This window comes from Microcoleus sp. Pol11C3 (genome assembly GCF_036701485.1).
Taxonomy (GTDB): domain Bacteria; phylum Cyanobacteriota; class Cyanobacteriia; order Cyanobacteriales; family Microcoleaceae; genus Microcoleus.
Genome location: NZ_JAUBQW010000017.1, coordinates 1 through 26,052 on the forward strand (window position 1 = coordinate 1; position 26,052 = coordinate 26,052).

At 43.7% G+C, this 26,052-nt stretch carries 17 protein-coding genes and 1 pseudogene; 13 read left to right on the plus strand and 5 right to left on the minus strand.

The genetic code is table 11. The features are described 5' to 3' along the window. Positions 1–170: 170 nt before the first annotated feature. Complete coding sequence (locus QUA40_RS06690) at positions 171–1,052, minus strand: Cof-type HAD-IIB family hydrolase (RefSeq protein WP_333123085.1); 882 nt, start codon at positions 1,050–1,052, stop codon at positions 171–173. Between the two features lie 360 nt (positions 1,053–1,412). Between QUA40_RS06690 and QUA40_RS06695 the strand changes: the two genes are divergently transcribed. The 5 genes from QUA40_RS06695 (at position 1,413) to QUA40_RS06715 (ending at position 11,203) form a co-directional block, all read left to right on the plus strand. Further along, positions 1,413–6,941: an ATP-binding sensor histidine kinase gene (locus QUA40_RS06695; protein ID WP_333123087.1), complete on the plus strand. Its 5,529-nt coding sequence runs from the start codon at positions 1,413–1,415 to the stop codon at positions 6,939–6,941. A 48-nt stretch (positions 6,942–6,989) separates the two neighbouring features. Next, positions 6,990–8,402 (plus strand): adenylate/guanylate cyclase domain-containing protein, encoded by a 1,413-nt coding sequence (locus tag QUA40_RS06700; RefSeq protein WP_333123090.1) that lies wholly within the window; start codon positions 6,990–6,992, stop codon positions 8,400–8,402. A 163-nt stretch (positions 8,403–8,565) separates the two neighbouring features. Then, positions 8,566–9,786: a heparan-alpha-glucosaminide N-acetyltransferase domain-containing protein gene (locus QUA40_RS06705; RefSeq protein WP_333123092.1), complete on the plus strand. Its 1,221-nt coding sequence runs from the start codon at positions 8,566–8,568 to the stop codon at positions 9,784–9,786. A 168-nt stretch (positions 9,787–9,954) separates the two neighbouring features. After that, positions 9,955–10,965, plus strand: a complete 1,011-nt coding sequence (locus QUA40_RS06710) for a hypothetical protein (protein ID WP_333123094.1) — start codon at positions 9,955–9,957, stop codon at positions 10,963–10,965. Continuing rightward, a complete protein-coding gene (locus QUA40_RS06715) occupies positions 10,955–11,203 on the plus strand; it encodes a DUF433 domain-containing protein (RefSeq protein ID WP_333123096.1) in 249 nt (82 codons plus the stop codon). The genes QUA40_RS06710 and QUA40_RS06715 overlap by 11 nt, the downstream gene beginning before the upstream one ends. On the opposite strand, the gene QUA40_RS06720 is transcribed toward QUA40_RS06715, so the two are convergent. After that, positions 11,181–11,315, minus strand: a complete 135-nt coding sequence (locus tag QUA40_RS06720) for a hypothetical protein (RefSeq protein WP_333123098.1) — start codon at positions 11,313–11,315, stop codon at positions 11,181–11,183. The two genes, QUA40_RS06715 and QUA40_RS06720, sit on opposite strands and share 23 nt — an antisense overlap. A 123-nt stretch (positions 11,316–11,438) precedes the next feature. Here QUA40_RS06720 and clpP point away from each other — a divergent pair, with 123 nt between their 5' ends. Then, on the plus strand, positions 11,439–12,053 hold the full coding sequence (gene clpP / locus QUA40_RS06725) for an ATP-dependent Clp endopeptidase proteolytic subunit ClpP (protein ID WP_333123203.1): 615 nt from the start codon (positions 11,439–11,441) through the stop codon (positions 12,051–12,053). Positions 12,054–12,256: 203 nt separating this feature from the next. Here the strand turns inward: clpP and QUA40_RS06730 are convergent, their stop codons facing one another. Continuing rightward, entirely contained in the window at positions 12,257–13,279 is a 1,023-nt protein-coding gene (locus QUA40_RS06730) for a hypothetical protein (protein WP_333123101.1), read from the minus strand. Between the two features lie 878 nt (positions 13,280–14,157). Between QUA40_RS06730 and QUA40_RS06735 the strand changes: the two genes are divergently transcribed. The 6 genes and pseudogenes from QUA40_RS06735 to QUA40_RS06760 all read left to right on the plus strand — a co-directional run bounded on the left by QUA40_RS06735 (position 14,158) and on the right by QUA40_RS06760 (position 23,901). Continuing rightward, positions 14,158–16,524: a ribonuclease R family protein gene (locus tag QUA40_RS06735; RefSeq protein ID WP_333123104.1), complete on the plus strand. Its 2,367-nt coding sequence runs from the start codon at positions 14,158–14,160 to the stop codon at positions 16,522–16,524. 425 nt (positions 16,525–16,949) lie between these two features. After that, a complete protein-coding gene (locus tag QUA40_RS06740) occupies positions 16,950–17,573 on the plus strand; it encodes a flavin prenyltransferase UbiX (protein ID WP_333123106.1) in 624 nt (207 codons plus the stop codon). A gap of 94 nt (positions 17,574–17,667) precedes the next feature. Beyond that, positions 17,668–18,552: a LapA family protein gene (locus tag QUA40_RS06745; RefSeq protein ID WP_333123108.1), complete on the plus strand. Its 885-nt coding sequence runs from the start codon at positions 17,668–17,670 to the stop codon at positions 18,550–18,552. Between the two features lie 22 nt (positions 18,553–18,574). Further along, a complete protein-coding gene (locus QUA40_RS06750) occupies positions 18,575–19,126 on the plus strand; it encodes a shikimate kinase (protein WP_333123110.1) in 552 nt (183 codons plus the stop codon). Positions 19,127–20,219: 1,093 nt separating this feature from the next. Then, positions 20,220–23,114 (plus strand): CHAT domain-containing tetratricopeptide repeat protein, encoded by a 2,895-nt coding sequence (locus QUA40_RS06755; protein ID WP_333123113.1) that lies wholly within the window; start codon positions 20,220–20,222, stop codon positions 23,112–23,114. Between the two features lie 62 nt (positions 23,115–23,176). After that, positions 23,177–23,901: pseudogene (locus tag QUA40_RS06760) on the plus strand (IS1 family transposase). Between the two features lie 413 nt (positions 23,902–24,314). Here QUA40_RS06760 and QUA40_RS06765 read toward each other — a convergent pair. After that, on the minus strand, positions 24,315–24,758 hold the full coding sequence (locus QUA40_RS06765; RefSeq protein ID WP_333123116.1) for a hypothetical protein: 444 nt from the start codon (positions 24,756–24,758) through the stop codon (positions 24,315–24,317). A 63-nt stretch (positions 24,759–24,821) separates the two neighbouring features. Further along, a complete protein-coding gene (locus QUA40_RS06770) occupies positions 24,822–25,226 on the minus strand; it encodes an NIL domain-containing protein (protein ID WP_333123118.1) in 405 nt (134 codons plus the stop codon). A gap of 177 nt (positions 25,227–25,403) precedes the next feature. Here QUA40_RS06770 and QUA40_RS06775 point away from each other — a divergent pair, with 177 nt between their 5' ends. Continuing rightward, a complete protein-coding gene (locus QUA40_RS06775) occupies positions 25,404–26,006 on the plus strand; it encodes a thioredoxin family protein (protein ID WP_333123120.1) in 603 nt (200 codons plus the stop codon). Positions 26,007–26,052 lie beyond the last annotated feature (46 nt).

The following is a 26,052-nucleotide window of genomic DNA, read 5'->3' on the forward strand; positions in this document are numbered from 1 at the left end:
CTGGCACATCTCTTGATGAAATTATTCGTGCTTATTGTGCATGAATAGTGTCTCATACTTATTTGAAATGACTATATATAATAATAAATTGTCTCTGAGTCGGGGCGGGTTGATATACATTTTTTCTAAATGTCCCTAAACCCGCCCCTGCGGTATTGGTGCTACAAATATCAACGATCGCCCAAAACAAATTGTTCGATCGCAGCCGCCACCCCATCTTCCTCCACATCCGGTGCCACCCAATCAGCAGCAGCCTTCACCCCATCAGGAGCATTGCCCATCGCCACGCCCACACCCGCGTAGGTAATCATTTCTAGATCGTTAAAATTGTCGCCGATCGCCATCACATTCGCCGCCTGCAAACCCAAAAGTTCCTCCGCTAAATACTGCACCGCATCTCCCTTATTCGCCAAAGGATGCGTAGCTTCAAAAAAAGTAGCAACGGATCGAGTCAAATAAAGCTCCGCAGGCGTGTAGCGCTGCCGCATACTGCTGAGCAAGCCGTCGAGTACCCCCGGATTCTTGCACAATGCCAAAACTTTCGTCGGTTCCCCCGGAATATCTCGCCGCAAATCTTTAATCACAATTGGTTCAATGCCCGATCGTTCGGCATAAATTCGGGTAGCTGCGGTAATTTCCGGCACGTAAAGTTGGTCGTCAATGTAGAAATGGATCGAAAGTAGCGATCGCAAATGCGGTTCTTCAAAATAATCTAACAGTTGCAGAGCAGTTTGTTTCGAAAGCGGCAAGTGCCGCAGCCGTTTTTGAGTAGCGTGATCTTGAATCCATGCGCCCTGGTAGCAAATCAGTGGCAATGTTGAGCCGATGTCGCGGTGAAAACGCAAAGCTGAGCGGTACATCCTGCCCGTAGCGACGGCCACTTTCACTCCCCGCGACTCGGCAGCCAAAATTGCCTGTTTGACTGGTTCTCGGATGGTATTTGACAAACCTGCGATCGTGCCGTCTATATCCACTACCAGCAATTGAATGTCTGCGGTGCCAAAAGCGCGATCGGTCGCATTAGCTGGATTTGAGGCAGTTATATTCTGCATGATTTTTTTAGATTTTAGCTGTTGATTTGCACGCACCCGTTTATTTTGGCACTGGCGGGATAGCAAAGTGCGACTTCTCATTTTTTGAAGACTAAAATATAGATAAGTAAATAAGCAACAAAAAAAGTATCTAGGAGGGCCCTTTAGGGAGGGATTTAGCTCAGCTATATAATAGTAGCCAGTTTACTGCCGTAAAAACCACACTCGCTCGCGATGTGTATTTCCACTTACTTACTTAATAATACTTGTGGCAAAAAAGAATGCAACTGTACGTCTGATCCAACACCTTATGTCATCAATCATTCCCAATCTAAGATTTAAAATTGTATAACCTGATCTTTTAAATTACACCCAAATATCATGCTTTCTATCCCTGGATACCGCATTGACGAAGAACTTTATACAAACCCTCACACAGTTATTTATCGAGGGATGCAGCTTGAGGAACAAAAACCCGTTATCCTCAAAACTCTCACGCCACCATACCCTACCCCAGCGCAAATATCCCAACTCCTGCACGAATCCGAAATTCTTAAAAATTTGAATTTTCCCGGAATAGTCAAGCTTTACAAAATTGAAAAATACAATCACTTTCCTGTTTTAGTTTTAGAAGATTTTGGTGGGATTTCCCTAAAAGACTTTCTCAGCAACAACCAGCTAGAGTTACAACAATTTCTACATATTGGCATCAAACTAGCAGAAACTATTGGGCAACTCCACGAACACCACATCATCCATAAGGATATTAAACCCAGCAATATTATTGTCAATATCGAGACAGGAGATGTCAAAATTGCTGATTTTGCGATCGCCTCCCTGCTACCGGGCGAAAACCCCGCCCCCAGCCATCCCCATTTACTCGAAGGCACTCTCGCCTATATGTCTCCTGAACAAACGGGACGCATGAATCGGGCGATCGACTACCGCACTGATTTTTATTCTTTAGGCGTCACCTTTTATGAAATGCTTTGTGGCGAATTGCCTTTTCAGGCGATCGATCTCATGGAATTAGTACACTGTCATATTGCCAAAACGCCAGTTTCTCCCTGTGAAAACAGAAAGCAAAAAGTAGAAAGCAGAAGCATCGAAGGCAGAATCAATCAAGTAGGAACCAAGGAGATTCCTCAAGTCGTTTCCGATATCGTCATAAAACTCTTAGCAAAAACAGCCGAAGACAGGTATCAAAGTGCTTTCGGACTTTTGTACGACTTGGAAAATTGTCTCGATCAACTGCAAACTACAGGCGAAATTTCCCACATAACCCTCGGCGAACAAGATCAGTCAAGTCACCTGCAAATTTCGCAAAAATTTTACGGGCGAGAAGCAGAAGTTAATATGCTTCTCACTATCTTCCAGCGGATGAAGCGAGGCAATACAGAAATCGTGCTGATTTCTGGTGGTGCAGGTGTGGGAAAATCCTCGTTAGTATATGAAGTTTACAAGCCGATTCGGCTGGAAAACGGGTATTTTATTGATAGCAAATTTGAGCAATTTAAGCGCGATATTCCCTACGCTTTTTTGCTCCAAGCTTTTCAAGATTTGTTGCGGCAAATTTTCACCGAAAATGCCGCAGATATCCATCTTTGGAAACAAAAAATTTTAAAAGCACTCGGCGGCAACTGCCAAGTCATTATTGAAGCTATTCCCGAAGTAGAACTGATTGTCGGGCCGCAGCCCCCCGTCCCAGATTTAGGAGCAAATGAATCTCATAATCGCTTTAATTTAGTATTTCAAAACTTCATTCGCGTCTTTGCTCAAAAAGAACACCCCCTAGTAATTTTCCTGGACGACTTGCAGTGGATCGATTCAGCATCTCTCAAGTTAATAGAACTGCTAGCAACGGACATGGGAACTCAATATTTATTAATAATTGGAGCTTATAGAGAACAGGAAGTAGATGCAAATCATCCTCTAATGCTGACCGCCGAAGCAATTAAAAAAGCAGGCGGGACTTTAAGGGCGATCGCCCTTTCGCCTTTAGATATAAGCAGCGTCAACCAATTCGTTGCCGATACTTTGAACTGTTCCCCCGAAAAATCCCTAAGTTTAGCAGAATTGCTTTGGCGAAAAACCGCTGGCAATCCATTATTTTTAACTCAATTGATAAAATTTATTTACTCAAAAACTTTGATTCAATTTAAACTTTCACCCTCCAATAATGTGATCGATCTAGCTGAAGCTAACCTGTCGGACTTAGCGCAACCAATCTCATATCCAATTGTGAAAAAATGCCATATCACAGGCGAGTGGCAGTGGGATATCCAACAAATACAAGAAATGGGAATAACTGACAATGTTGTAGAATTAATGATAGATAACATTCAGAAACTTTCAGAAAATACCCAGGAACTGCTTACATTAGCCGCTTGTATCGGGAACAAATTTGATTTAAAAACTCTCTCGACAATCGCCGAACAACCTCTGGCGTCCGCAGCAACAGACCTCGGCGAGGCACTTCAGTCCGGTCTGATTTTGCTCGTGAATAACCCCTACAAAATTCCGATCGCACTAGCAGCAAGCACAGAAGTAACAGACACAATATCTAGAGACTTTACCGATGAATTTTTCCTACCAGTGGCTGATGTTCCTAGCGGCAATTACAAATTTTTGCATGAGCGAGTGCAGCAAGCAGCTTATGCTTTAATATCCGATTGTCAAAAACAAGAAATTCATCTAAAAATTGGAAACTTTCTACTACAAAATGCACCGCCAGAGCAATTAGAAGAGCATATTTTTGATACCGTCAACCAACTAAACTCAGCCAAAGAAATCATCAGCAGCCAATTAGAACAATTTCAATTATGCCAATTAAATTTAATTGCAGGCCGCAAAGCAAAAGCAAGTGCAGCTTACGAACTTGCCCTGAAATATTTAACCGCAGGTATTGAACTGCTGCCCCCCGAAAGTTGGCAAACTGACTACGACTTGACTCTTGCACTCTACGAGTCAGCAGCAGAAGCTGCTTACCTCAATACCGACTTTGAGCAAATGGAAAAATGGGCGGAAATTGTCCTGCAACACGCAAAAAATGAACTAGACAAAATCAAAGTTTTTGAAATCAGAATCATAGCTTGTGCGATGCAAGCCAAACTTCAAGAATCGGTAAAAATTGGTCGCGAAGCACTAAAAATGTTAGGAATAAACTTTCCAGAATCACCGATTCCCCTCCACATTCAGCAAGCACTGGCTAAAACCGCAGCTTATTTAACCGAAAAGAAAATAGAAGATTTAATTAACTTGCCAATTATGACAAATCCGCATAAATTAGCAACTATGCGCGTGCTTTCCAGTATGTTTTCCGCTACATTTATAGTTGAACCTGTGCTGCTGCCACTAATTGTGTGCGAGCAAGTTAATTTATCTATTAATTACGGAAATTCTACTTTTTCTGCCTTCGGCTATGCTAATTACGGAGCAATTTTAAAAGGAATAGTTAGAGATATTGAATCTGGCGCTCGCTTTGGTCAATTAGCTTTAAATTTGAGCGATAGATTAAATGCGTTAGAATTCAAAAGCAAAACGCTTAATTTAGTAGCGTTCATTTTGATGAACGGCAAGCATCACGTTAAAGACTCTTTGCCGCTATTAGAGGAGGCTTATCAAAGCGCGCTAGAAAATGGGGATTTAGAATCTGTCGGATATTCAGCCGTAAATATTTGTCAGTCTTTGTATTTCATCGGTCAAGAATTGCCACAACTGGAACGGAGAATGGTAACTTACAACCATTTGCTGTTTCAACTCAAGCAAGAAACTGTATTGACTTGGAATCAAATATATCGGCACACTATTTTGCAATTGATGGGAAAACTGGAAAGTCCACACCTTGTGTTAGGTGAAGCATACAGCGAAGAAAAATTGTTGTCGCTGCTGTTGAAAGCTAACGATCGGGTGGGACTACAGCACTTTTATTTGCAAAAATTAATACTAGCGTATTTATTTGGAGATACGGCTGCCGCGCTAGAAAATGCGGCGCAAGCCGAAGTATATTTAGACGGAGTTGCAGGCTTTATTAATGTTTCTGAATACCAGTTTTACGATTCTCTAGCCCGCCTAGCAGCCTATCCATCTGCTACAAATGAGGAACAAGAAGAGCATATTTTTTACGCTGTCAGTAACCGGAAAAAACTGCAACAAAAAGCGCTTTCGGCTCCCATGAATATTCAGCACAAATGCGACTTACTTACGGCCGAAAAAGCGCGTGTTTTGGGCAATGTGGTGAGAGCAATGGAATATTACGATCGCGCAATTGAAGGAGCCGAAGAAAACGGATACATACAAGTACAAGCACTAGCAGCAGAATTGGCAGGAGCATTTTATCTATCCATAGGACGAGAAAAAAATTCTAAAACTTACTTGACAGAAGCGCGTTATTGCTATCAGCGCTGGGGAGCAACAGCCAAAGCAGCGCATTTAGAATCAAAATACTCGCATTTGCTAACTTCAAGCTCGATTTCAACTAATATTGAAACTCACAAATCTACCAGCAGCGCTTCCACTACGAACGACAGTGCAGGCGTGCTAGACTTGACCACAGCAGTTAAAGCATCGCAAACCTTAGCCGGCGAAATAGTTCTAGATAAACTGCTGGGAAAAATGATGAAAATTGTTATTGAAAATGCCGGGGCGCAAAGAGGCTTTTTAATACTAGAAAAAGCGGATCAATGGGTGATTGAAGCATCAGGATCTGTAGATGTCGATCGCGTTGCTGTCATGCAATCAATTCCGATAGATATTGTAGCCGACGATCAAGAAGTAACTTTGCTGGCCGTTGCAGTTGTGAATTACGTCGCCCGCACCCAGGAAAGTATAGTTTTAAACGATGCCAGCCGCGAAGGACAATTTACTCGCACACCCTATATAATGGCCGTTCAACCTAAATCAATTCTTTGCACTCCGTTAATTAATCAAGGCCAACTCACTGGCATTCTATATTTAGAAAACAACCTGACTACAGGCGCTTTTACACCAGACAGGTTAGAAATATTAAAACTGCTGTCTTCTCAAATTTCTATCTCCATCGAAAACGCCCAACTTTACGACAATTTGCACCAATTCAATCAGAATCTCGAAAATTTAGTACAGCAGCGTACCTCCGAGCTCTCCCAAACTTTAGAAGACTTAAAATCAGCTCAAAATAAACTGGTAGAATCGGAAAAAATGGCTGCCCTCGGCGGGTTGGTTGCAGGTGTTGCCCACGAAATCAATACTCCCATCGGCATCGGCATCACCGCCGCCTCCCTGCTTGCGGAAAAAGCCACAAAGTTTTTTGAGGTTTACAGTAAGGGCCAAATAAAACGTTCCGAGTTAGAAAAGTTTCTGGATACCGCCATGCAAAGCAGTAATATGATCTTATCTAACCTCACGCGGGCAGCCGACTTGATTCACAGTTTTAAAGAAGTAGCTGTGGATCAGTCGAGCGAGTTAAAACGCACGTTTAATGTTAAAAACTATCTAGAGGAAATTTTGACATCCTTAACAGCGAAACTAAAAAGAACTAAGCACAAAATAGAGATTAAGTGTGATGAAAATATTGTAGTGGACAGTTACCCCGGCGTAGTGTGTCAAATTGTGACAAATCTGGTGTTGAATTCCCTAATTCACGCCTACGATGGAGAGGACGAAGGAGTTCTGGCTTTTGATTTCAAACTAGAGGGCGATCGGCTAATATTTGAATATGCCGATAACGGCAAAGGAATTGACCCAGAAAATCTCAGTAAAATTTTTGAACCGTTTTTTACCACCAAAAGAGGTCAGGGAGGCACGGGATTGGGACTGCACATTATTTATAACCTTGTTACTCAAAAACTAAAAGGCACAATTAGCTGCACAAGTCAAGTAAATAAAGGCACAATATTTATGATTGAATTTCCCGCTAAAATGAGCAATTAGTTATTAGACCGCCAACATGGATATAAGTTTTATATAGGAGAACGATATATGTCAGAAGCTAGTAAAAACCTGTTGGCTGCAGGCGATGACGAATTAATCGCGGCGGGCCACGATGAATTAATATTTGCCGAGGAAGACGAGGCGGAACAAAAACCGCTAGAAGAAAGTTGGAAAATATTAATTGTAGATGATGAAATAGAAATTCATAACATTACTAAACTAGCGTTAAACGATTTTAAGTTTGAAGGTAAAACTATAACATTTATCAGCGCTTACTCAGGAAAAGAAGCTAAAGAAATAATCCAAAATAACTACGACATAGCATTAATTTTACTCGATGTAGTGATGGAAACAGAAGAAGCCGGCTTGGAAGTAGTTAAATACATCCGCGATATTTTAAATAATCAAATTGTGCGAATTATTTTACGCACTGGGCAGCCCGGACAAGTACCAGAAGATGTAGTAATTGTTAGCTACGATATCAATGATTATAAAACCAAAACCGAACTTACTAATAAAAAATTATTTACCACAGTAGTGACCGCACTGAGAGCATTTAGATCACTCAATCAAATCGAGTCCAGCAAAAGCGAACTCGAAAAAATAGCCGCCGCATCAGCCCGTTTTGTCCCCCGTGAATTTTTGAAATTTCTCAAAAGAGAAAGCATCGTTGATGCTAGACTAGGAGACTCTGTACAAGCAGAAATGACGATTATGTTTGCCGACATTCGCTCATTTACAAGTCTGTCAGAAAGTATGTCTCCCCGAGAAAACTTTGAATTTCTTAACTCTTACTTAAGCCGAGTTGGCCCAGTTATCCGTGAGTACAACGGTTTTATAGATAAATATATTGGTGACGGGATTATGGCTTTGTTTCCTAACAGGGCGGAAGATGCTGTGCAAGCAGCAATTGAGATGCAGCAGCAAGTGAAAATTTATAACAGACACAGGCAAAACAGTGGCTATCAACCTATTTCGATAGGGATTGGTTTGCATACGGGGACTTTAATGTTAGGTACAATTGGCGAAGCGGAACGAATGGAAAGTACGGTGATTTCTGATGCCGTTAATTTAGCTTCCCGCGTGGAAGGATTGACAAAGCTTTATGGAGTTGCTATTGTAGCTAGCGTCCAAACCCTTTGCCGGATAGACGATCCTCAACATTACAAGTGCCGGTTTCTCGATCGCGTTCAAGTCAAAGGAAAACAAACACCTGTTGCTGTATTTGAAATTTACGATGGCGACTCGCCGACAATGATCGAACTAAAAGCACAAACTCAAACTTATTTTGAACAGGGAATTTTTTTTCACTACCAGCAGCAATTCGCGCAAGCAAGGCAAATGTTTCTGCGCGTTTTGCAAATCAATAAGTATGATAAGGCAGCATCTTTTTATGCAGAACGCTGCGATATGTTGATGAAAAATGCAGTCATAATGACTCTGGAAGGAATAGAGATATAGGTAATGGGGAATTGGGAATGGGGAATTGGGAATTGGGAATTGGGAATGGGGAATGAGGAATTGGGAATTGGGCCGAAAAGAATTAGGAAATGGGCATCAGCTAAGATAGTGAACAGTGAACAGTGAACAGTGAACAGTGAACAGTGAACAAATAACTTAATTTATGCGCTTAAAATCCCTTGATGTTTTTCGCGGAATTGCGATCGCCTCGATGATTCTAGTCAACAACCCCGGTAGTTGGGAACAGGTGTATCCACCGCTAGACCACGCAGAATGGCACGGCTGCACCCCGACAGACTTAGTATTTCCGTTTTTCTTGTTCATCGTTGGCTGCGCGATGTCTTTCTCGCTGTCTAAATATATTCAAAATTATCCAAAAAACGGAATAGAAACCTCAAAAATTACACAAACAAAGGAAAAATCAGAAGCTGCTAAAAACCCTATTCCTTCTTCCTTCTTCCTTCTTCCTTCTTCAAATATTTACTGGCGAATTGCGCGCCGCGCCGCGATTCTATTTATATTAGGATTGCTGCTAAATACATCTTCGATCGCCCTTGACGTACTTCTCAACAGCGCCCCGGTGGAAAACTTCGGTAAAATCCGCATCATGGGAGTATTGCAGCGCATCGGCTTAGCTTATTTCATCAGTGCGATCGCCATTCTCAACCTTTCCCCCCGCAATCAAAAATTGCTTGCTGTTGCCCTACTTTTCGGCTATTGGGGCGCATTAACTCTATTTGCTGTAGGGGGGTACACTGCCGGCGAACTCACGCCAGAAGGAAATTTAGGAGGATATGTCGATCGGCTAATTCTCGGTAGCCAACACCTGTACAAAGGCGGCCCCTTCGACCCCGAAGGATTGTTGAGTACCTTACCCGCAGTTGTCACAGTCCTCACAGGCTACTTTACCGGAGAATGGCTGCGAGTACAGCCAATCAAAACCCGCACCAGTATCAACTTAGCAATCTGCGGCCTCAGTTGCGTGGTAATAGGCCACTTGTGGGGATTTTTATTTCCGATCAACAAACAACTTTGGACGAGTTCCTATGTAGTTTTTACTGCTGGTTTGGCGTTGCTATTACTAGCAGCTTGCTACGAAACAATTGAAGTGCGGGATTGGAAATGGGGGCGACCGTTTGAAATTATGGGATTGAATGCAATTTTCCTGTTTGTCGCTTCCGGTATAGTTGCCAGAATTCTTCTAAAAACCCATATCGGTACTGCTGAAAAGGCTCCAACAACTTACACTTGGATTTATGAAAACTGGTTTATGCCGTGGGCGGGGCCGCTGAATGGTTCCCTAGCATTTGCCGTGACTGCGGTATTATTTTGGTGGTTAATTTTGTATGGAATGTACCGCCGTGGTTGGCATATTAAAATTTGATTAGTCAGCAATAAGTAAGCCTGCATAAAAAAAACAGAATAACCAGATACCCCAGATATCGGACTTCTTGAAGAAGTCCGGTATCTAAGAGCTAGTCGGTCTTGACATCCACCGTCTTTAGCGGTTAACGTTTGAAAAAAGTGTTTCAATGTTGGAAGGGAGAGAGCAATGAACGACTTATTAGATAGCTTGATCAGTAGGCAGACATTTGATACACAAGCTCTGATGAATTCTCACCCACCCAAATTTTACCACCCTAATAAGAAGCTCGTTTATGACATTTCTTGTCCACCTGGATGCACTCATCGGGGTCAATTAGCTTTTTCCCGATGGTATGCAATGCCACTTCCAGAATATTTTTCTCCTCTCGAACATCAGACCGATCTTTCTGAGCGAAAGGGATATTTTGACTACGAGCCATCCCAAGATAGCACTCAGATGGAGTGGTATCTCAATTTCGCTCATCACGATCTTTTTTGTGCTTATGGTGGTTCGCTATTTGCCCAAGATGAAATGCAGGTCGCCGAACATCCATCACTCAGTTCACTGCGAGAAGCTTTACTAGATTATAACATTAAGCCATTGACAGTGGAGAGCGAACAACCTACACCGATTCTGATTCGTGGGGTGGAACGGAGGTGTGCAATTTCTACCGATCGCAATCCAGAACAAGGGCGACCTTTTGGTCTTTACGGCAACAACTTTGGACGAGCTACATCAGATGCGATCGGACAAGCTACAAAACCTCTAAACCCGCCTACAATCACAAACATCATTGCGATAGAAGCTCCTTGCTATGGCGAGGGTTCTTATAGCAGTGCAGAAATTGAATACATCCTGAAAACAGCCTTTACGGGATTTTCAGCAGCACGAATTGAGTCACATTTAGAGTTGTCTAAAGCACCCAGGTTGATTATTCATACAGGGTTTTGGGGATGCGGAGCTTATGGTGGTAATCGTGTCCTGATGGCTCTTTTGCAACTCCTGTCGGCTCGTCTTAGTCAAGTGAATTGTCTCGTCTTTCATACGAGTGATGATATAGGAAGTCAAAATCTTGCAACGGCTCAACAAATAGTCGAGCGGGATTTAGTACCTGATAATTCACCGATAAAAGTTTCAGCTTTGATAGAAAAGATTCATGCGATGGAATTCCAGTGGGGATTTAGCGATGGAAACTAACAGATCCTTCGAGCAAAGTGATACCTGGAGTGAAGAAGATTGTCTTGATGTCACAGCCTTTTCTTTGCAATACGCAGCTACTATATTTCATAGCGACCCCGACATTTTAGGGGAAACTCCTGTCTTTATTGGTACTCGCGTCCCGATCGAGACTCTACTTGATTATCTCGAAGCTGGTGATTGGCTAAATGAGTTTCTAGACCATTTTCCTAGTGTCACTCGCGATCGAGCGATTTGAGTTCTCGCAATGATACGATCGCCACATAACAACATTGATTGATATCCGCTTCCTCAACATTGATCGCCCTTGGATCGGAAATCCGATCGCACCCCCGCCACAACTTCCACAAATTACCACCCCAACCCCGCCCACCTCAAGGATTTTGCCGATTTCTTGATCGCGCGCCACCGATCGCTAACTATAACTGAGCCCTAATCGCTAAAATTAAAAAAAGATACGTAATAGGCAGGCCCTGTCAATGATCCCAACAGTTATAGAACAATCCGGTCGCGGCGAACGCGCCTTTGACATTTACTCGCGACTACTGCGCGATCGCATCGTCTTCTTGGGCCAACAGGTTGACTCTGACTTGGCTAACCTGATTGTTGCCCAATTGCTATTTTTAGACGCCGAAGACCCCGAGAAAGATATTTACCTCTATATCAACTCCCCAGGCGGTTCGGTAACAGCAGGGATGGGCATTTTTGACACCATGAACCACATCCGCCCCGACATTTGCACTATTTGTCTCGGTTTGGCAGCCAGCATGGGCGCTTTTCTGTTGAGTGCCGGCGCTAAAGGCAAGCGGATGAGTTTGCCTCACTCCCGGATTATGATCCACCAACCTCTCGGCGGAGCTCAAGGACAAGCAACCGATATTGAAATTCAGGCCAAAGAAATTTTGTACCACAAGCGCCGCCTGAACGAACATCTTGCCAACCATACCGGTCAGCCGCTTTCCCGCATTGAAGAAGATACCGAACGGGATTTCTTCATGTCCGCTGAAGAAGCCAAGGACTACGGATTAGTCGATCAAGTGATCGATCGCCGTCCTTCCGCCAGCCGCCCGATCGCCGCTCTCGTCTAAATGAAAAATTAAAAATCAAAAATGGGGAAATATTCTTCATTTTTGATTTTTAATTTTTAACAGTCATATAGCAGTTTTCAGAGTGAATTACAGATGCTGGGGCGCATGATACGGCGTCATATCTTACTGTATTTCATACAATTGAAAACTGCTATATGTAGCTTTTTCTAAAAAAACCTCACACCTAGAAACCTAGAGAATTACTAAGGCAAAGATTCGAGATATTGCAGGAAGTCAAGCAATTCTACTTGATTTAAGAAATGGCGCGCTTCTTTGCCATAACCTTGTTTGAGATAATCTTTTCCTTGGTTGGGAGTCCAGCCCAAGCGTTTGATTTCCTCAGTAGTTCTGCTGTAGATTTCCAGATATTCTAGGAAATCTACCAACTGTTCGGTAGAAAGCTCTCTCTGGGACGACTTGCCGTAATTTTGTTCGAGACAGTCGCTTTCCTGTTTTTTCTTCCATTGCAGGCGTTTGAGGATGGCGTCGATTTGGGCGATCGTATCAGAATTATCCTCGATCGCATCGCTCGGGATTCCCACCGCGATCGGTTGCAATTCCCTAATTTCGGCCGCACCCTGTAGCGGTTCACTTTGGCTAACAGTCGGCACCTCCAGTTCCGGAAGCGGTTCGCCGTAGCTAGAAGAAAGCCAAGCGTCCGAGTCTAACTGCTTCGGTACAAATCCACTAGCCTCGGCCCGATCGACCGTTGGCGGTAGCGGTTCCGGTACAGGTGCGATCGGCTCTTCAATTAATTTCTCTTCACTATTGACAAAATTGCTTTCATGTGGTATGGGCAATTTTTCAGCAACAGGCATTTCTAGAACAGGAAGAGGAGCAAGAGCAGGCGGAACAGGAACCGGAACAGCATCCGGAGGGGGAACGGGAACAGCAGCAACCGGAACAGCAGCAACCGGAGCAACCGGAACAACCGGAGCAACCGGAGCAACCGGAACAATCGGAGCAACTGGAACAACCGGAGCAACCGGAGCCGGAGCAACACTCGCGATCGCACTTGCGGGCGCAGCAAATCCAAGGACAGCGATTGCTCGCAACCGGGCGCGGTCTTCAGCATCCTCAACAGACTCAGCAGCCGACATAGCCGTAGCAAGAGTTTTGCCGTCAACCTGAACCAGACAGCGAACAACAAACTTACCGTGATGAACAGTCAGCAACTCACAGATTAACTGTCCAGCGGGATAAAGGGCGCGAAATTCAGCAAACATAATTTTTTGACCCCGAAACCAGAAGGGGCTTATGACTTAAGTGTAGTACAGCCTAAAGAAAACAATTTTCTGAAAGCACCTATTCAACATACAATAAATTAAAGGTGAGTCATCCGCGCAACCTTACACGCCACTAAACCCCATTCCACATTCAGCGGTTTAAGCTAACAAGCATCGGGCGTCATTTCTATATATAGAAGATGACACAGCAACTAAGCAAAAGTAGTAAAAGTCTCCGGTTTTGTGTACCTTGCACTTTCTACAGCACAGATTGCTCCCGACCCGCTCGTTGCACCTCTGTCCGCAAGGGCCGATCGCGTGCAAAAAAACAGGGGCATCGCAGCGGCGAGCTACTAGCAATTTTGCCTTGATCCGGTAAGTTCTTTGCTAAAGCAAGAGGCAAGAGGCACTTCAAAAGGAAGAAGGAACAAGGCAGAAGGAAACAAGGCAGAAGGCAGAAATGCAAATTTTCTCCCTCTCCATCCCTCCATCGGCTCATCCTCGACTCAACCCGTCGCTTTCAGTATCGAGCCATCTTTTAAGAACCGACAGGGGCTTTCTAATTCGCGAAGTGCTCGGCGCTGCTGACCTAAAAACAAAGAAACCAACGCTAAAAAATTGTATTGGGGAATAGCGTGCGGGACATTTGTCTGCACCGTCAGCAGTCCGTTCAAGACAGACAGCAGACAATTAGCACGAAGCCGGTGTCGGGAGAGAATCTCAAAAAAACCTCGCGATGAAACAAGGTGGCTGTGCTCGCGTCTCCACCTATCAACCGCGCATTTGTTGGGAAGCAGGCACTACGAGGGCCCGAGGGGGTGCGGCTGATTTCGCCAAAATTTAGACTAATTGCTGGAAACAAGAGGATTGATCGCTACATGGAATTTTCTATCGCTGCACTGCTGGCAAATTTTACAGAAGACAAATTAGTGGCCCCTAAAGCATTGGAGAAAAAACTCGATTGCAACGACGCCACCAGTCAACTCAAACTTCAAATCGCATTAGAAGCTCTAGAGAAAATTGGCATATTAGTCAAAGACAAAGGCCGCTATCGCCGAGTAGCTGAAGACGACGTAGTAGAAGCAAAACTGCGCTGTTCGAGCAAAGGATTTTGCTTTGCTATTCAAGACGCCGAAGGCTCAGAAGACGTTTATGTTCGGGAAAGTCACCTCTCGACAGCTTGGAATGGCGATCGAGTCTTAGTCAAAATCATCAAAGAAGGTAGCCGCCGCCGATCGCCCGAAGGCGAAGTCATGCTCATCCTCGAACGCGCCAACCCCTCGGTACTCGCGCGAGTCAAGCAAACCGCCACCCCCACCGGCCGCGTCAGCTACAGAGCCATCCCCCTGGACGATCGCCTATTGTTTGAACTAGACTTGCTCGCAAATGGCACAAATCTTCAAGAGGCGATCGACCACCTAGTACACGTCGAAGTCAAACGCTACCCCCTCGGCACCCACCGCCCAGTCGGCAAAGTAGTACAGGTACTCGGTTCCGACGCCGAAGCCGCTGACGACCTCGACATCGTATGCTGCAAACACGACTTGCCGCGATCGTTCCCCGCCGCCGTCATCAAAGCAGCGGAAAATTTGCCCAGCAAAGTCAAAAAAACCGACATCAAAAAACGGCTAGATTTGCGTAACATTCTGACTGTTAGCTTCAGCAAAAACGAACCGGGAACAACCAACAGCCAAAACGATGCTCCTCAAGTTGAAGAGGAAAATCTCTCCGAGGGAGGAGCAGAAAACGAGTTCGATCCGACATCGTTCCTCTCCGATCCGCCAGTGGAACGCGCTTTGTCGATCGAAACCCTGAAGCCCGGCCGCTGGCAAATAGGAATCCATATCAGCGACGCCGCCGAGTACGTGCAGCCAGAAACCCCGATCGACCGCGAAGCCCGCAAGCGAGGCACCGCCGCCCATCTGGGAGAAAAAATCATCGCCGTACTGCCAGAAACCCTCAACGAGCGCTGCTCCCTGCTGCCAGACAGCGAACGGCTGGCCTTCAGCATACTGCTCACCCTAGACGAATCAGGAGAACTCCTAGAATACGAAATTCAAGCCAGCGTCATTCAAATTGACTACCACCTCACCTACGAGCAAGCTCAAGCAATTCTCGAACCAGGCGATGCCGAAGAGCACCCTTTATCCTCCGCCCTCCGTCCTTTCCTCGATCAAATGGGGGCCGCCTCACAGGCAGCCAGACAGACAAGGCTCAAGCGGGGAGCTTTTGAACTAAATTTGCCCGATGCGAACTCTCACTTCGACGACGAAGGCGAATTAGGAGCTTTTGCAACAGCTCCCCCCACCCAGTCCGCTGTCTCCGAGTTAGTCGTACTCGCCAACCAAGCTGTCGCCACCCACCTGCAAGCCTTGGGAGTCCCAGCCATTTACCGCGTCCAGCCGATGCCAGACCCGGCAGACATTCAAGAGTTCATCAAACTCTCCAACAACCTCGGAGGCGAACTGTACCTCGAAACCGAGGAAGAAGTTTTGCCCTTGGACTTTCAGCGATTTACCCAGCAGTTTGCCGGCCTTAAGTCCGAAAGAGTTCTCACCTACCTGCTAGAAGACACCATGAAGCCCGCTGTTTACAGCACCACTCCCAAGCCGCACTTCGGTTTAGGGCTGTCAGAGGGTTACACGCGCTGCACTTCGCCGCTTTCCCGCTACGCCGATTTGCTGATACTGCGGGTGTTGCAAGCGGTGTTTGAGCAAGGCCGCAGCAGCCGCACAACACGGGCTAAGGAAAAAGTTGACTTGCACCATTCCTCCTGTCACGGTCAAATTACTTGGAATGTTCTCCCGCCAGATTTGCACCACGAATTTGAGACAGAGTTTGCATCGGCCGTGGTACACCTGACGGAACGCGAAAGGGTTGCTGAAGACGCTGAAAGCGATTTGCAGGGATTAAAGAAAACGGGATTGATGAAAGAGCGCACCGGTCAAACTTTCCAGGGTTTGATTACAGGTGTGCAGTCTTACGGTTTCTTTGTGGAAATTGAGGTGCGGCCACCGGAGAGCGACATCTTGCGTGTTGAGGGATTGGTGCACGTTTCTTCGCTAAAGGATGACTGGTACGAATATCGATCGCGCCAGCAAACTCTGGTGGGCCGGAAAAACCGCAATCAGTACCGTTTGGGCGATCGAGTGGAAGTTCAAGTCAAGAGTGTTGACTACTACCGCCAGCAAATTGATTTAGTTGCAGTTGGTGGCGGCAGTCAAGCTTTTGATGATGATGAATAATCTGTTGACTGTTGACTGTTGACGGTTGACTGTTGACTGTTGACTGTTGGCTTTTCTCAATACTTAGTTGTCATTGTCTGGCAACTAAGTATTAAGAAGTGGGCGGGAAACTATACTCAGCAATCATCAATAAATAATTAAGGACTAATATCAAATCCGATAGCATCGTCGGGCGTCAAATCCAGTCAAAACTCAACAATCACGGACCGTGCAACCGGAATTTATATAACTCATCTGCGTTAATCTGTGTTAATCTGCCTGTATCGGCGGTGAAGAAAAGAGAATTTCTCTGACCGCAGAGGACAAGGGATTGACGCTGATTCACGCCGATGAATATCAGAGATATCTGAATAATTCCGATGCTAACAGATTTGATCTAACAACTAATTACTAACAACGGTCAACCGACAAATAACAAATAACTAATGACGAATAACTACCCCCTCATTGTAGGAGTGACCGGTGCATCGGGACTGATTTATGCGGTGCGAACATTGAAATATTTGTTGGAAGCCGATCAAGCTATTGAACTGGTAGCATCGAAATCTACCTACATGGTTTGGCAAAGCGAACAGAACACGCGAATGCCCGCAGAACCGACGCTTCAAGAGGAATTCTGGCGGGAACAAGCAGGAGTAGCCACAATGGGTAAACTTCGGTGCCATCCCTGGCAAGATGTCGGTGCTAATATTGCTAGTGGCTCCTTTCGTACCCAAGGGATGATCATTATTCCCTGTAGCATGAGTACGCTGGGCAAGTTGGCGGCTGGCTTGAGTTCGGATTTGCTCGAAAGAGCGGCGGACGTTCAGCTCAAGGAAGGGCGAAAATTGGTACTCGTGCCTCGCGAAACCCCTTTTAGCTTGATTCACCTGCGGAATTTGACTACCTTGGCGGAAGCTGGAGCTAGAATTGTACCAGCGATTCCTGCTTGGTATCACAATCCGCAAACTATTGAAGATTTGGTAGACTTTGTGGTGGCTCGCGCTTTAGACCAGTTGGGGATTGATTGCGTTCCTCTCAAACGCTGGAAGGAAGAAGAAGGGAGTTAGTTGACAGTTGACAATTTGTTATTTGTTATTGATGATTTGTTAGTTTAAATTACCAATTAGCAATTAGCAATTACCAATTACCAATATTTTTAATATGCGACCTGTATTTTTGCTAGTAATTGTGGTGGGGCTGACTATTTTTGCTTTGCAAAATGTGGAGCCGGCATTATCCCTGGTGTTTTTGGGAGTTCGATCGCCTGCTTTGCCCTTATCTATCTGGATTTTGCTGAGCATGGTGGTGGGAGCTCTCACATCTTTGTTGATTTCTGGTTTGCTCGCTTTTTCAAATTACCTATCCCAAACGGGAAACCGCACCGGCAGATCCAGTCGCAGCCGTCCCGATACTTTCCCCGAAGACGGGAGAACACCTTACACGCCACCTCCCCCTCCTAGAAAACAGGAAATTGACCCGTATCTCAATTCGGAAAATAGCCAAACTCAGGCTGCTGGTTCCTACCGAACTGAGTACGGTACGCCGGCGGGTTACAGTTCCCGGACTTTCCTGCAAGACACTCCGAACCCGGATGGGGCGAAGGATTACGCTCAACCGGGGACTTATGCAGCGACAGACGATGAGGATGATTGGGTGTCAGATGGCTCAAAATCCAGATCTCAAGGCGGTGAGGACGATTGGGGGGACGATCGCGATTTTCCCGATCAACCGCAGGTAAATGACGTTGCAGCGGCAAATCCGAGGGCTTACGAAGCTAAGCAGGAACCGAAAAGCAAGTCTTGGGCTGGCTCCGTATATTCTTACGGCTATCGAGATCCGAGCCAGTCTGGGGTGGGGCAAACTGAGGCTGTATACGATGCGGAGTATCGAGTGCTGGTTCCTCCGGGAGGGGAGATTCCTCAACCCGCTGATGAAGCACCAATAAATCCTCTTGCAGAAGCAGAGGATGATTGGGGATTGGATGAGGGTGATGAGTTTGAGGACGACGATCGCGCCAGTGGTGGATCGATTAACCTGAAAAAATAGAAAAATATCGGAGGATTGGGCAGTGGATGGGTTGAGGGGAGTAAATATCTATCTTGTCGGGATGATGGGTGCGGGAAAAACAACGGTGGGGCGGATTCTGGCAAGAAAATTAAAATACCGTTTTTTTGATACTGATGAGCTAATTGTTCGAGTTGCTAATCAGTCAATTGCTGAGATTTTCGATCGAGAAGGGGAAGAGGCATTTCGGGAACTAGAAACTAAAGTGCTCGGCGAATTGTCTGCTTATCAAAATTCGGTCGTGGCTACGGGGGGCGGCATTGTTGCCCGATCGATGAATTGGGGTTACTTGCACTACGGTGTAGTAGTTTGGCTGGATGTGCCTGTACATCAACTGTACGATCGACTTCGTTCGGACACTGCTAGACCCCTACTGCAGGAGGGCGAGATCAAATCTAAGCTGCAAAGCCTTTTGAAAGAGCGACAGCGTTTCTACTCTCAAGCAGATGTCCGAGTCTGTGCTGGTGTGGGCGAAAGGCCTGAAGCAGTGGCGACTAGGGCGATCGAGGAAATCCAAAAAGTTATCAAACCAGAAACCGCGCCTGATCTCAATTGATACATTCATAAACCGAGTTTGTGGGAAAATAACAGGTTTTTGAAGACTTTTGATATTAGTTCGCAAAAAGAATGCAACCCTACGCAACCTCGAAATCGCAAGCTTCATCCGTCATTCCCAAATCTAAAATCTAAAATGGTATGACTTCGGTAAAAATACTGGTTTTTGCCTGAGTGTCTCCGTTTAACCTTCCAATGTTTGGGAATCCACCGGGTTTGAGTGGAGGAGATGCGTAGGTTTTATAAGTATGAGGATGTGGCGCTGCGGAGATTTTATACAAGAACTAATGGCAGACTCGTCTGATGCGTTAAAGTCGGCTATTGAGTTCTCCCTAAAAATAAAAGGGCCCCACCGCTGAAGGGCTGTAGGGCGCAAGGACAGTTAAACGCTAACTTGATTGTCGGGAATTTTAGCATCAATGCTACTCTCCTATGTGACGATTTTACGATCGTCCATTCACTCATCAACTCTCCCGTATCAAAAAATGTAACCCAGCACCGATTGAATTCAACCTGTCCTATTCTAAAAACAATACCTCATGCATTCTGACGAGCAGCTCCCTAAAGCTGCTTTTTTATTGCGATCGAGTTTTTGGCTGCCCGAGTTGCGGGATCTTGGGAATAATATTTTGAGCAACAGATACATTAGACCCGGAAAAATCAGGCATAAGCCTGATTTTTTTGACGGTGACAAGCAGGTTGAAAGCAAAGCTGCATCTAGGTTGTGAGTTGAGTGACCAATCCAAAAGATACGCTTGCTGTGGTAGAGTCAATAAAAGAGAGTGGTGAGAGCCCTTGAATCAGGTTCAAGGCGATCTCTGACTATATTATAAGTCAATAAGCCTGTCAATAATGCACAATCTTTTTTGAGCTTCAGGGGCTTCAATGCTTTTACCATCAAGGTGTCAGAGGCGTTGTCACCCATCAAGGAATTAGGTTTATGGCAATTTTTTTACCTTGATTTTGGATTTATCTGTCAAAGTAATTATCTAATATTCCTCGTGAGGGCTGCAAGAAATTGCTTATTTGTTTAAAATTCCCTACCTAGTATAGTTAAGGCTAATTACGGTAAATATTAAAGGAAAAAATAGATTATGCGTTGGTCTTTTCAATATATCGGTTTGCTAATAACCACCTTGTTGTTATGCTTAACCGTTTCTGGAAACTCGGTAAGTTACCCTATTAATAATATTATATCCAGCCCACAAAAATTAGCACAAGCCGCAAATTCAACACGCGAACAAAAAATTATTGATGCTGTTTATCTTAATCAAGAAGGTTATGATCTTTATCAACGAGCTGAAGCCGAATCAGCCTTAGATAAATACAATCAAGCCCTAGTAATTTTTCGTCAAGTAGGGGCGCGGGGGGGTGAAGGAAATAGTCTGAATTATATAGGGCAAGTATATCTGAGTTTAGGGAAATATGATCGGGCTTTAGACTATTTTCAACAGGCTTTAGTTATTTTTAAAACACTAGGTAAATTACCTGATTTCGATCGCGCTAGTGAAGGATATACACTTCAATATCTTGGGGAAGTTTACGATCGCAAGCGCGACTATGAGGGAGCTTTAGCATCTTATCAACAAGCTTTAACTATTTTTCAGGAACTTATTAAAATAAAAAAAGGCGATCGTGATAGCTTTTTAAGCAGTGAAGAATATACGCTTAATCCAATGGGCGCAATTTATTTTAAATTAGGTAATTATAAGCAATCTCTTAACCTATATAAGCAACTGTCAGCAATTAATCAAGAACAAGATGATCATATTGGAGAAGTTCAAAATCTTAATAATTTAGGGGTAACTTATGCTAATCTTAGCGAATATGGTCAAGCATTGGCAGCTTATCAAGAGGCTTTAACGAAAATAAAGCTAATAAGTGATTGTGCTCATCAAAATCCTAATAACAGTTTATGTTATGGGGGAGAGGAAGCAGCAATTCGTAATAACTTAGCCGCTCTGTATTTTAGCCTTGGACAATATGAACAAGCCTTAGATTTTGCCCAACAAGCTTCAGTAATTTTTCAAAAAAATCTTGGTAGAGATTATCAAGGATTAAAACCTCAAGATTTTCAGTTACTACATGATATTTTAGGAAAATCTTCTTTAAGTCCTGCTTTTGTTCGTCAAAGTTTAGCGATTCGTGCTGGAGTTGGTAATGTTTTTAGTGCTGAATCAATGGTGCGTGAAGGTGAGGCGGTTAATCTGAATAACTTGGGACAAATTTATAGTAATCAAGGTAATGATAAGCAAGCATTAACTCTTTATCAGCAAGCTTTAAGTATTTATCAAGAGATTAATAATAGTTTGGGTGTTGCTATTACTCTTAATAATATTGCTCAAATTAATACTAACTTAGGTCAATACGATGTAGCCGTAAATTTTAATCAGCAAGCCTTAGCTATTTATCAAAAAGAGGAAGATAAAGCAGGAATAGGTGTTACTTTAACTAATATTGGGCAGATTTATCAAAAACAAGGTAAATTTACTCAATCTTTAGATTCCTTAAATCAAGCTTTAGTAATTCAAAAAACGATTGAAGATCGGGGTAGTATCGCAATTACCTTGCGAATTATTGGTTTAGATATGTTACAAACTAACAAAATTAATGAAGCAATTGTAAGTTTAACAGAATCTATTAAAGTAATTGAATCTTTGCACCCAGGTTTAAATGATGCTAATAAAATTTCACTGTTTGAATCCCATAATCTTAGCTATAAGTTATTACAAAAAGCTTTGATTACTCAAAAACAACCTAATCAAGCTTTAGAAGTATCAGAACGGGGAAGATCAAGGGCATTTGTGGAATTATTATCCCAACGTTTAGCTAATGAAGAAACACCCAATTCAAGTTCTCAGCAAGGAACAATTAAACCGCCTACGATTGCAGAAATTCAAAAAATAGCCTCAGTGGAACACGCTACTTTAGTTGAATATTCTTTGATTTCTGATCGAGAGCTTTATATTTGGGTAATCAAACCAACAGGAGAAATAACCTTACGCCAAGTCCAGCTCAATGCTTTTAAAAATATAGTAAATAAGGAAGAAATATCAGGTTTAGACATTAAAAAGTTAGTAATTGATGCCCGCAATAGTTTTTTTTCTCCGGGTACTTCTCAGACTAAGCCTCAATTACAGCAACTTCACCAAATTTTTATTCAACCCATTGCTGATTTATTACCAAACAATCCCCAAGATTTAGTAATTTTAATTCCCCAACACTCATTGTTTCTGTTGCCTTTTTATGCTTTAATTGATCCGGATGGTAAATATCTGATTGAAAAACATACTATCTTAACTGCACCTTCAATTCAGGTATTAGATCTAACCCATCAACAAAAACAAAAAAATCAGCGAATTAATCCGCAAAATACTTTAATTGTTGGTAATCCTATAATGCCAAGTCTACCGCCTAAATTGGGGGACTTGCCTGTACAACTTGACGCCCTTCCTGGTGCAGAATTAGAAGCTGAAGTAGTGGCACAAGTCCTTAAAACTCAAGCAATTATCGGAAGTCAAGCTACTAAACAAGCTATAGTACAGCAAATGTTAAATAGTAAGATTATTCATCTAGCAACTCATGGTTTATTAGATGATATTGGTAAAAAAGGACTCCCAGGTGCGATCGCACTTGCGCCTTTTAATAACGATGATGGCTTATTAACTGCTTATGAAATCTTGAATCTTAAATTTAACGCCGATTTAGTAGTTTTGAGTGCTTGTAATACTGGAAGGGGTAGAATTACAGGGGATGGAGTAGTAGGTTTATCCCGTTCTTTTATTAGCGCGGGAACATCTAGTATTATCGTATCTCTGTGGTCTATTCCAGACGATACGACTGCGGTTTTAATGCCAGAGTTTTATCGTCAACTACAGCAAAATTCTAATAAAGCTGAAGCTTTACGTCAAGCGATGTTGATCACCCTGAAAAAATATCCTAACCCTAAAGACTGGGCAGCTTTTACCTTAATTGGAGAAGCTCAATAAAGTGGAGTAAAATTATCAAAAGGAAGTGCAAGAATATAAAATAGGCGTTGCTGAGTTAGAGTATGAATAGGAGGGATAATTTATGCACTGCAAGCGAATGTAAATCAACCCATATCCGTAAAAACGGCAAGAAGAAAGGAAAACAAAATCACATTTGTGTCCAATGTGGTCGTCAATTCATTAATCAGTATGAACCCCATCGAGGTTATAGCGAGAGCATCAAACGTGATTGCCTAAAAATGTACGTCAATGGTATGGGTTTACGGGCGATAGAACGAGTTAAGGGAGTTCATCATACCACGGTAATCAATTGGGTAAAACAAGTTGGAAAACTGTTACCAGATGTTTATGACCCTGAAGTCATTCCAGAAGTTGGTTCCAGGCGATGAATTACAAACTTATGTAAAAAAAAACAGACAAAATCTGGTTGTGGACAGCGGTTGACCACTTTCAACCAGGAATTTTAGGATGGGTATTAGGAGATCATAGTTCCGAGACGTTTGAATCGTTGTGGAACAGGGTAAGCGCCTGGAAATGCTATTTTTATGTCACGGATGGATGGCCAGTTTATCCGATGTTTATTCCTGATGAAGATCACATCATCAGCAAGACTTATATGACACGAGTAGAAGGGGAAAATACGAGGTTGAGACATTATCTGGCAAGGCTACATCGCAAGACTCTTTGTTATTCTAAGTGCGCGGAAATGCTCAGGCACTCTATTAAATTATTAATACATTACCTAAAATTTCAGGATGTTCCAGTTCCGGCAGTATTCATACCTTGATTCAGCAACGCCTAAAATAAACCTTGCTTCCTGTCAACCGAAATTATTGACTAGGTGACAAGCAGGTTGAAAGCAAAGCTGCGTCAAGGTTTTGAGCTGAGTAACCAAGCGAAAAGATACGCTTGCTGTGCGAGAGTCAATAAAACAGAGTGGCGAGAGCTCTTGAATCAGCTTCAAGGCTACCTCGGACAATCTTATGAGTCAATAAGCCTCTCAATAATGCACGATCTTGTTTGAGATTCAGGGGCTTCACTGCTTTTACTATCAAGGTTTCAGAGGCGTTGTCAGCGTCAAATAAGTTTTTTGTGTATGGCACAATCTTCCATGAAATGAGAGCAGAAGAGTCGCATAGTTTTCGGCTAAATATCCGTTGCGAGTGGTAGAATTTGGTTGGGTGAATTTCCCATTTTTAATTAAGATAATACGAGCCTGCCTGTTTTTAACAAAAACTCGATCGCTCCGCCCAACCCCACACCTGCTAAAGAAATGGTGGTTAATACTACAAAAGCCCGCCAATTTTTCCCACCAGATATTTGAATATCGAGTCTTGCCAAAGCTGCGGCTGAAATTAAGAGTAAACAAGTAGCAAAAAGGTGCATCCAGGTAAAAACTACCACTGCCACCAAAGCTCCTACAATAATAGAAATAAAAGCACCCATATCACTCGAAAACCACCCCCGAATTAAGGCTTTTGTGTTTCTCATCGGGAACGACAAAACGATAGCCAACACAAAAATTGAACCTAGGGCTAAAAACCAAGTCTGGTGCGGGGGAACATCAAACTCAGATAATGTCCAGCCAAAGGTGAAATAAGTAACAAAAAGTAGAGTTAGGGAAACCCAAGAGTTTTTTTTCATCCGATGGCAAAATTAGGAGAACCAGGAAAAAAAGATGATGAGCCCGATGAGTTTGTACAGGACCTAGAGGTTAGTAGAAATAGCTTGCACGGGACAGGTAGGGATGCACTGCTCGCACACGATACACCGCGATCGAGCAAAACTTAGTTTAAAGCTTTCGGGGTCAAGGGTCAAGGCTTCTGTCGGGCAAACCCCCGTACACAAACCGCAGTTAACGCAGATATCTTCGTCTATGAGTATTTCCCGGCTGGCTAGGGAAACGCCGATGTTTTGCGATCGCATCCAGTCGATCGCCGCTTCTAGTTGGTCGATGTCCCCTGATAACTCTAGCACCAGTTTGCCCACTTGGTTCGGAGCCACCTGAGCGCGGATAATGTTGGCTGCAACATTAAAATCCTTTGCCAGTCGATAGGTGACAGGCATTTGGATCGATCGTTGGGGAAACGTCAGTGTTACCCGTTTTTTCACCCTGCAAGTCCTCGGTAATTTACAAACAATCTTTGTTATCTTATGTTTTAGCGCACTTGATCTAATTCTGGCCTCTTCAAAAATTTTTGTGAGATTGGTCTGATTATCTCAAAATGTGGTATAATCTTAATCTATTATTTAAAATAAAAACATAGAAATAAAACCGAAAGCTATTTTATGACCCAGAATTCGCCCAACTCAACAGTCGCCCCCGCAGCCAAAAATCCCGAAACAAAAGTCGCCACGCGCCTCAGAAACTTATTGATCGTGTTAGCAGCGATCGCCCTTTCAATATCCATATTCTTCGGAGTGCGAACTCAAACGCCGTCAAGTAGTCTCACCGAAATGGCAAAAGCTTCGACGCTATTAGAAACAGCTTTGGTAAACGGCAAACCCACACTCATGGAATTTTATGCTAATTGGTGCGGTAGCTGTCAAGCAATGGCTAAGGATCTGAGCGAAATCAAACAGAAATACGCCGAACCGCTGAATTTTGTGATGCTGAATGTAGACAATGACAAATGGCTCCCAGAAATCACCAAATATCGAGTAGACGGCATTCCGCACTTTGTCTATTTGAACGATAAAGGCAGCCCCGTTGCGGAAACTATGGGCGAAATGCCACGCAGTATTATGGAAGCTAACTTAGAAGCTTTAATTGCAGGAAAACCTCTCCCCCATGTCCAAGCTGGCGGTCAAGTTTCTAATTTTACTCCCCCCACGGGGCCTGTGAAAACAAGTAGCTCCGACCCTCGCGCCCACGGCAGTCAAGTACAGTAAAAGAAGGAAGAGAGAAGAAGGAAGAAGCAAGAGAGACAAGAGAACA

What these genes read in the sequence shown, in the direction of transcription:
- QUA40_RS06690 (WP_333123085.1), bottom strand. Translation starts at nt 1,052, where the DNA reads ATGCAGAATATAACTGCCTCAAATCCAGCTAATGCGACCGATCGCGCT.
- QUA40_RS06695 (WP_333123087.1), top strand. Translation starts at nt 1,413, where the DNA reads ATGCTTTCTATCCCTGGATACCGCATTGACGAAGAACTTTATACAAAC.
- QUA40_RS06700 (WP_333123090.1), top strand. Translation starts at nt 6,990, where the DNA reads ATGTCAGAAGCTAGTAAAAACCTGTTGGCTGCAGGCGATGACGAATTA.
- QUA40_RS06705 (WP_333123092.1), top strand. Translation starts at nt 8,566, where the DNA reads ATGCGCTTAAAATCCCTTGATGTTTTTCGCGGAATTGCGATCGCCTCG.
- QUA40_RS06710 (WP_333123094.1), top strand. Translation starts at nt 9,955, where the DNA reads ATGAACGACTTATTAGATAGCTTGATCAGTAGGCAGACATTTGATACA.
- QUA40_RS06715 (WP_333123096.1), top strand. Translation starts at nt 10,955, where the DNA reads ATGGAAACTAACAGATCCTTCGAGCAAAGTGATACCTGGAGTGAAGAA.
- QUA40_RS06730 (WP_333123101.1), bottom strand. Translation starts at nt 13,279, where the DNA reads ATGTTTGCTGAATTTCGCGCCCTTTATCCCGCTGGACAGTTAATCTGT.
- QUA40_RS06735 (WP_333123104.1), top strand. Translation starts at nt 14,158, where the DNA reads ATGGAATTTTCTATCGCTGCACTGCTGGCAAATTTTACAGAAGACAAA.
- QUA40_RS06740 (WP_333123106.1), top strand. Translation starts at nt 16,950, where the DNA reads ATGACGAATAACTACCCCCTCATTGTAGGAGTGACCGGTGCATCGGGA.
- QUA40_RS06745 (WP_333123108.1), top strand. Translation starts at nt 17,668, where the DNA reads ATGCGACCTGTATTTTTGCTAGTAATTGTGGTGGGGCTGACTATTTTT.
- QUA40_RS06755 (WP_333123113.1), top strand. Translation starts at nt 20,220, where the DNA reads ATGCGTTGGTCTTTTCAATATATCGGTTTGCTAATAACCACCTTGTTG.
- QUA40_RS06765 (WP_333123116.1), bottom strand. Translation starts at nt 24,758, where the DNA reads ATGAAAAAAAACTCTTGGGTTTCCCTAACTCTACTTTTTGTTACTTAT.
- QUA40_RS06775 (WP_333123120.1), top strand. Translation starts at nt 25,404, where the DNA reads ATGACCCAGAATTCGCCCAACTCAACAGTCGCCCCCGCAGCCAAAAAT.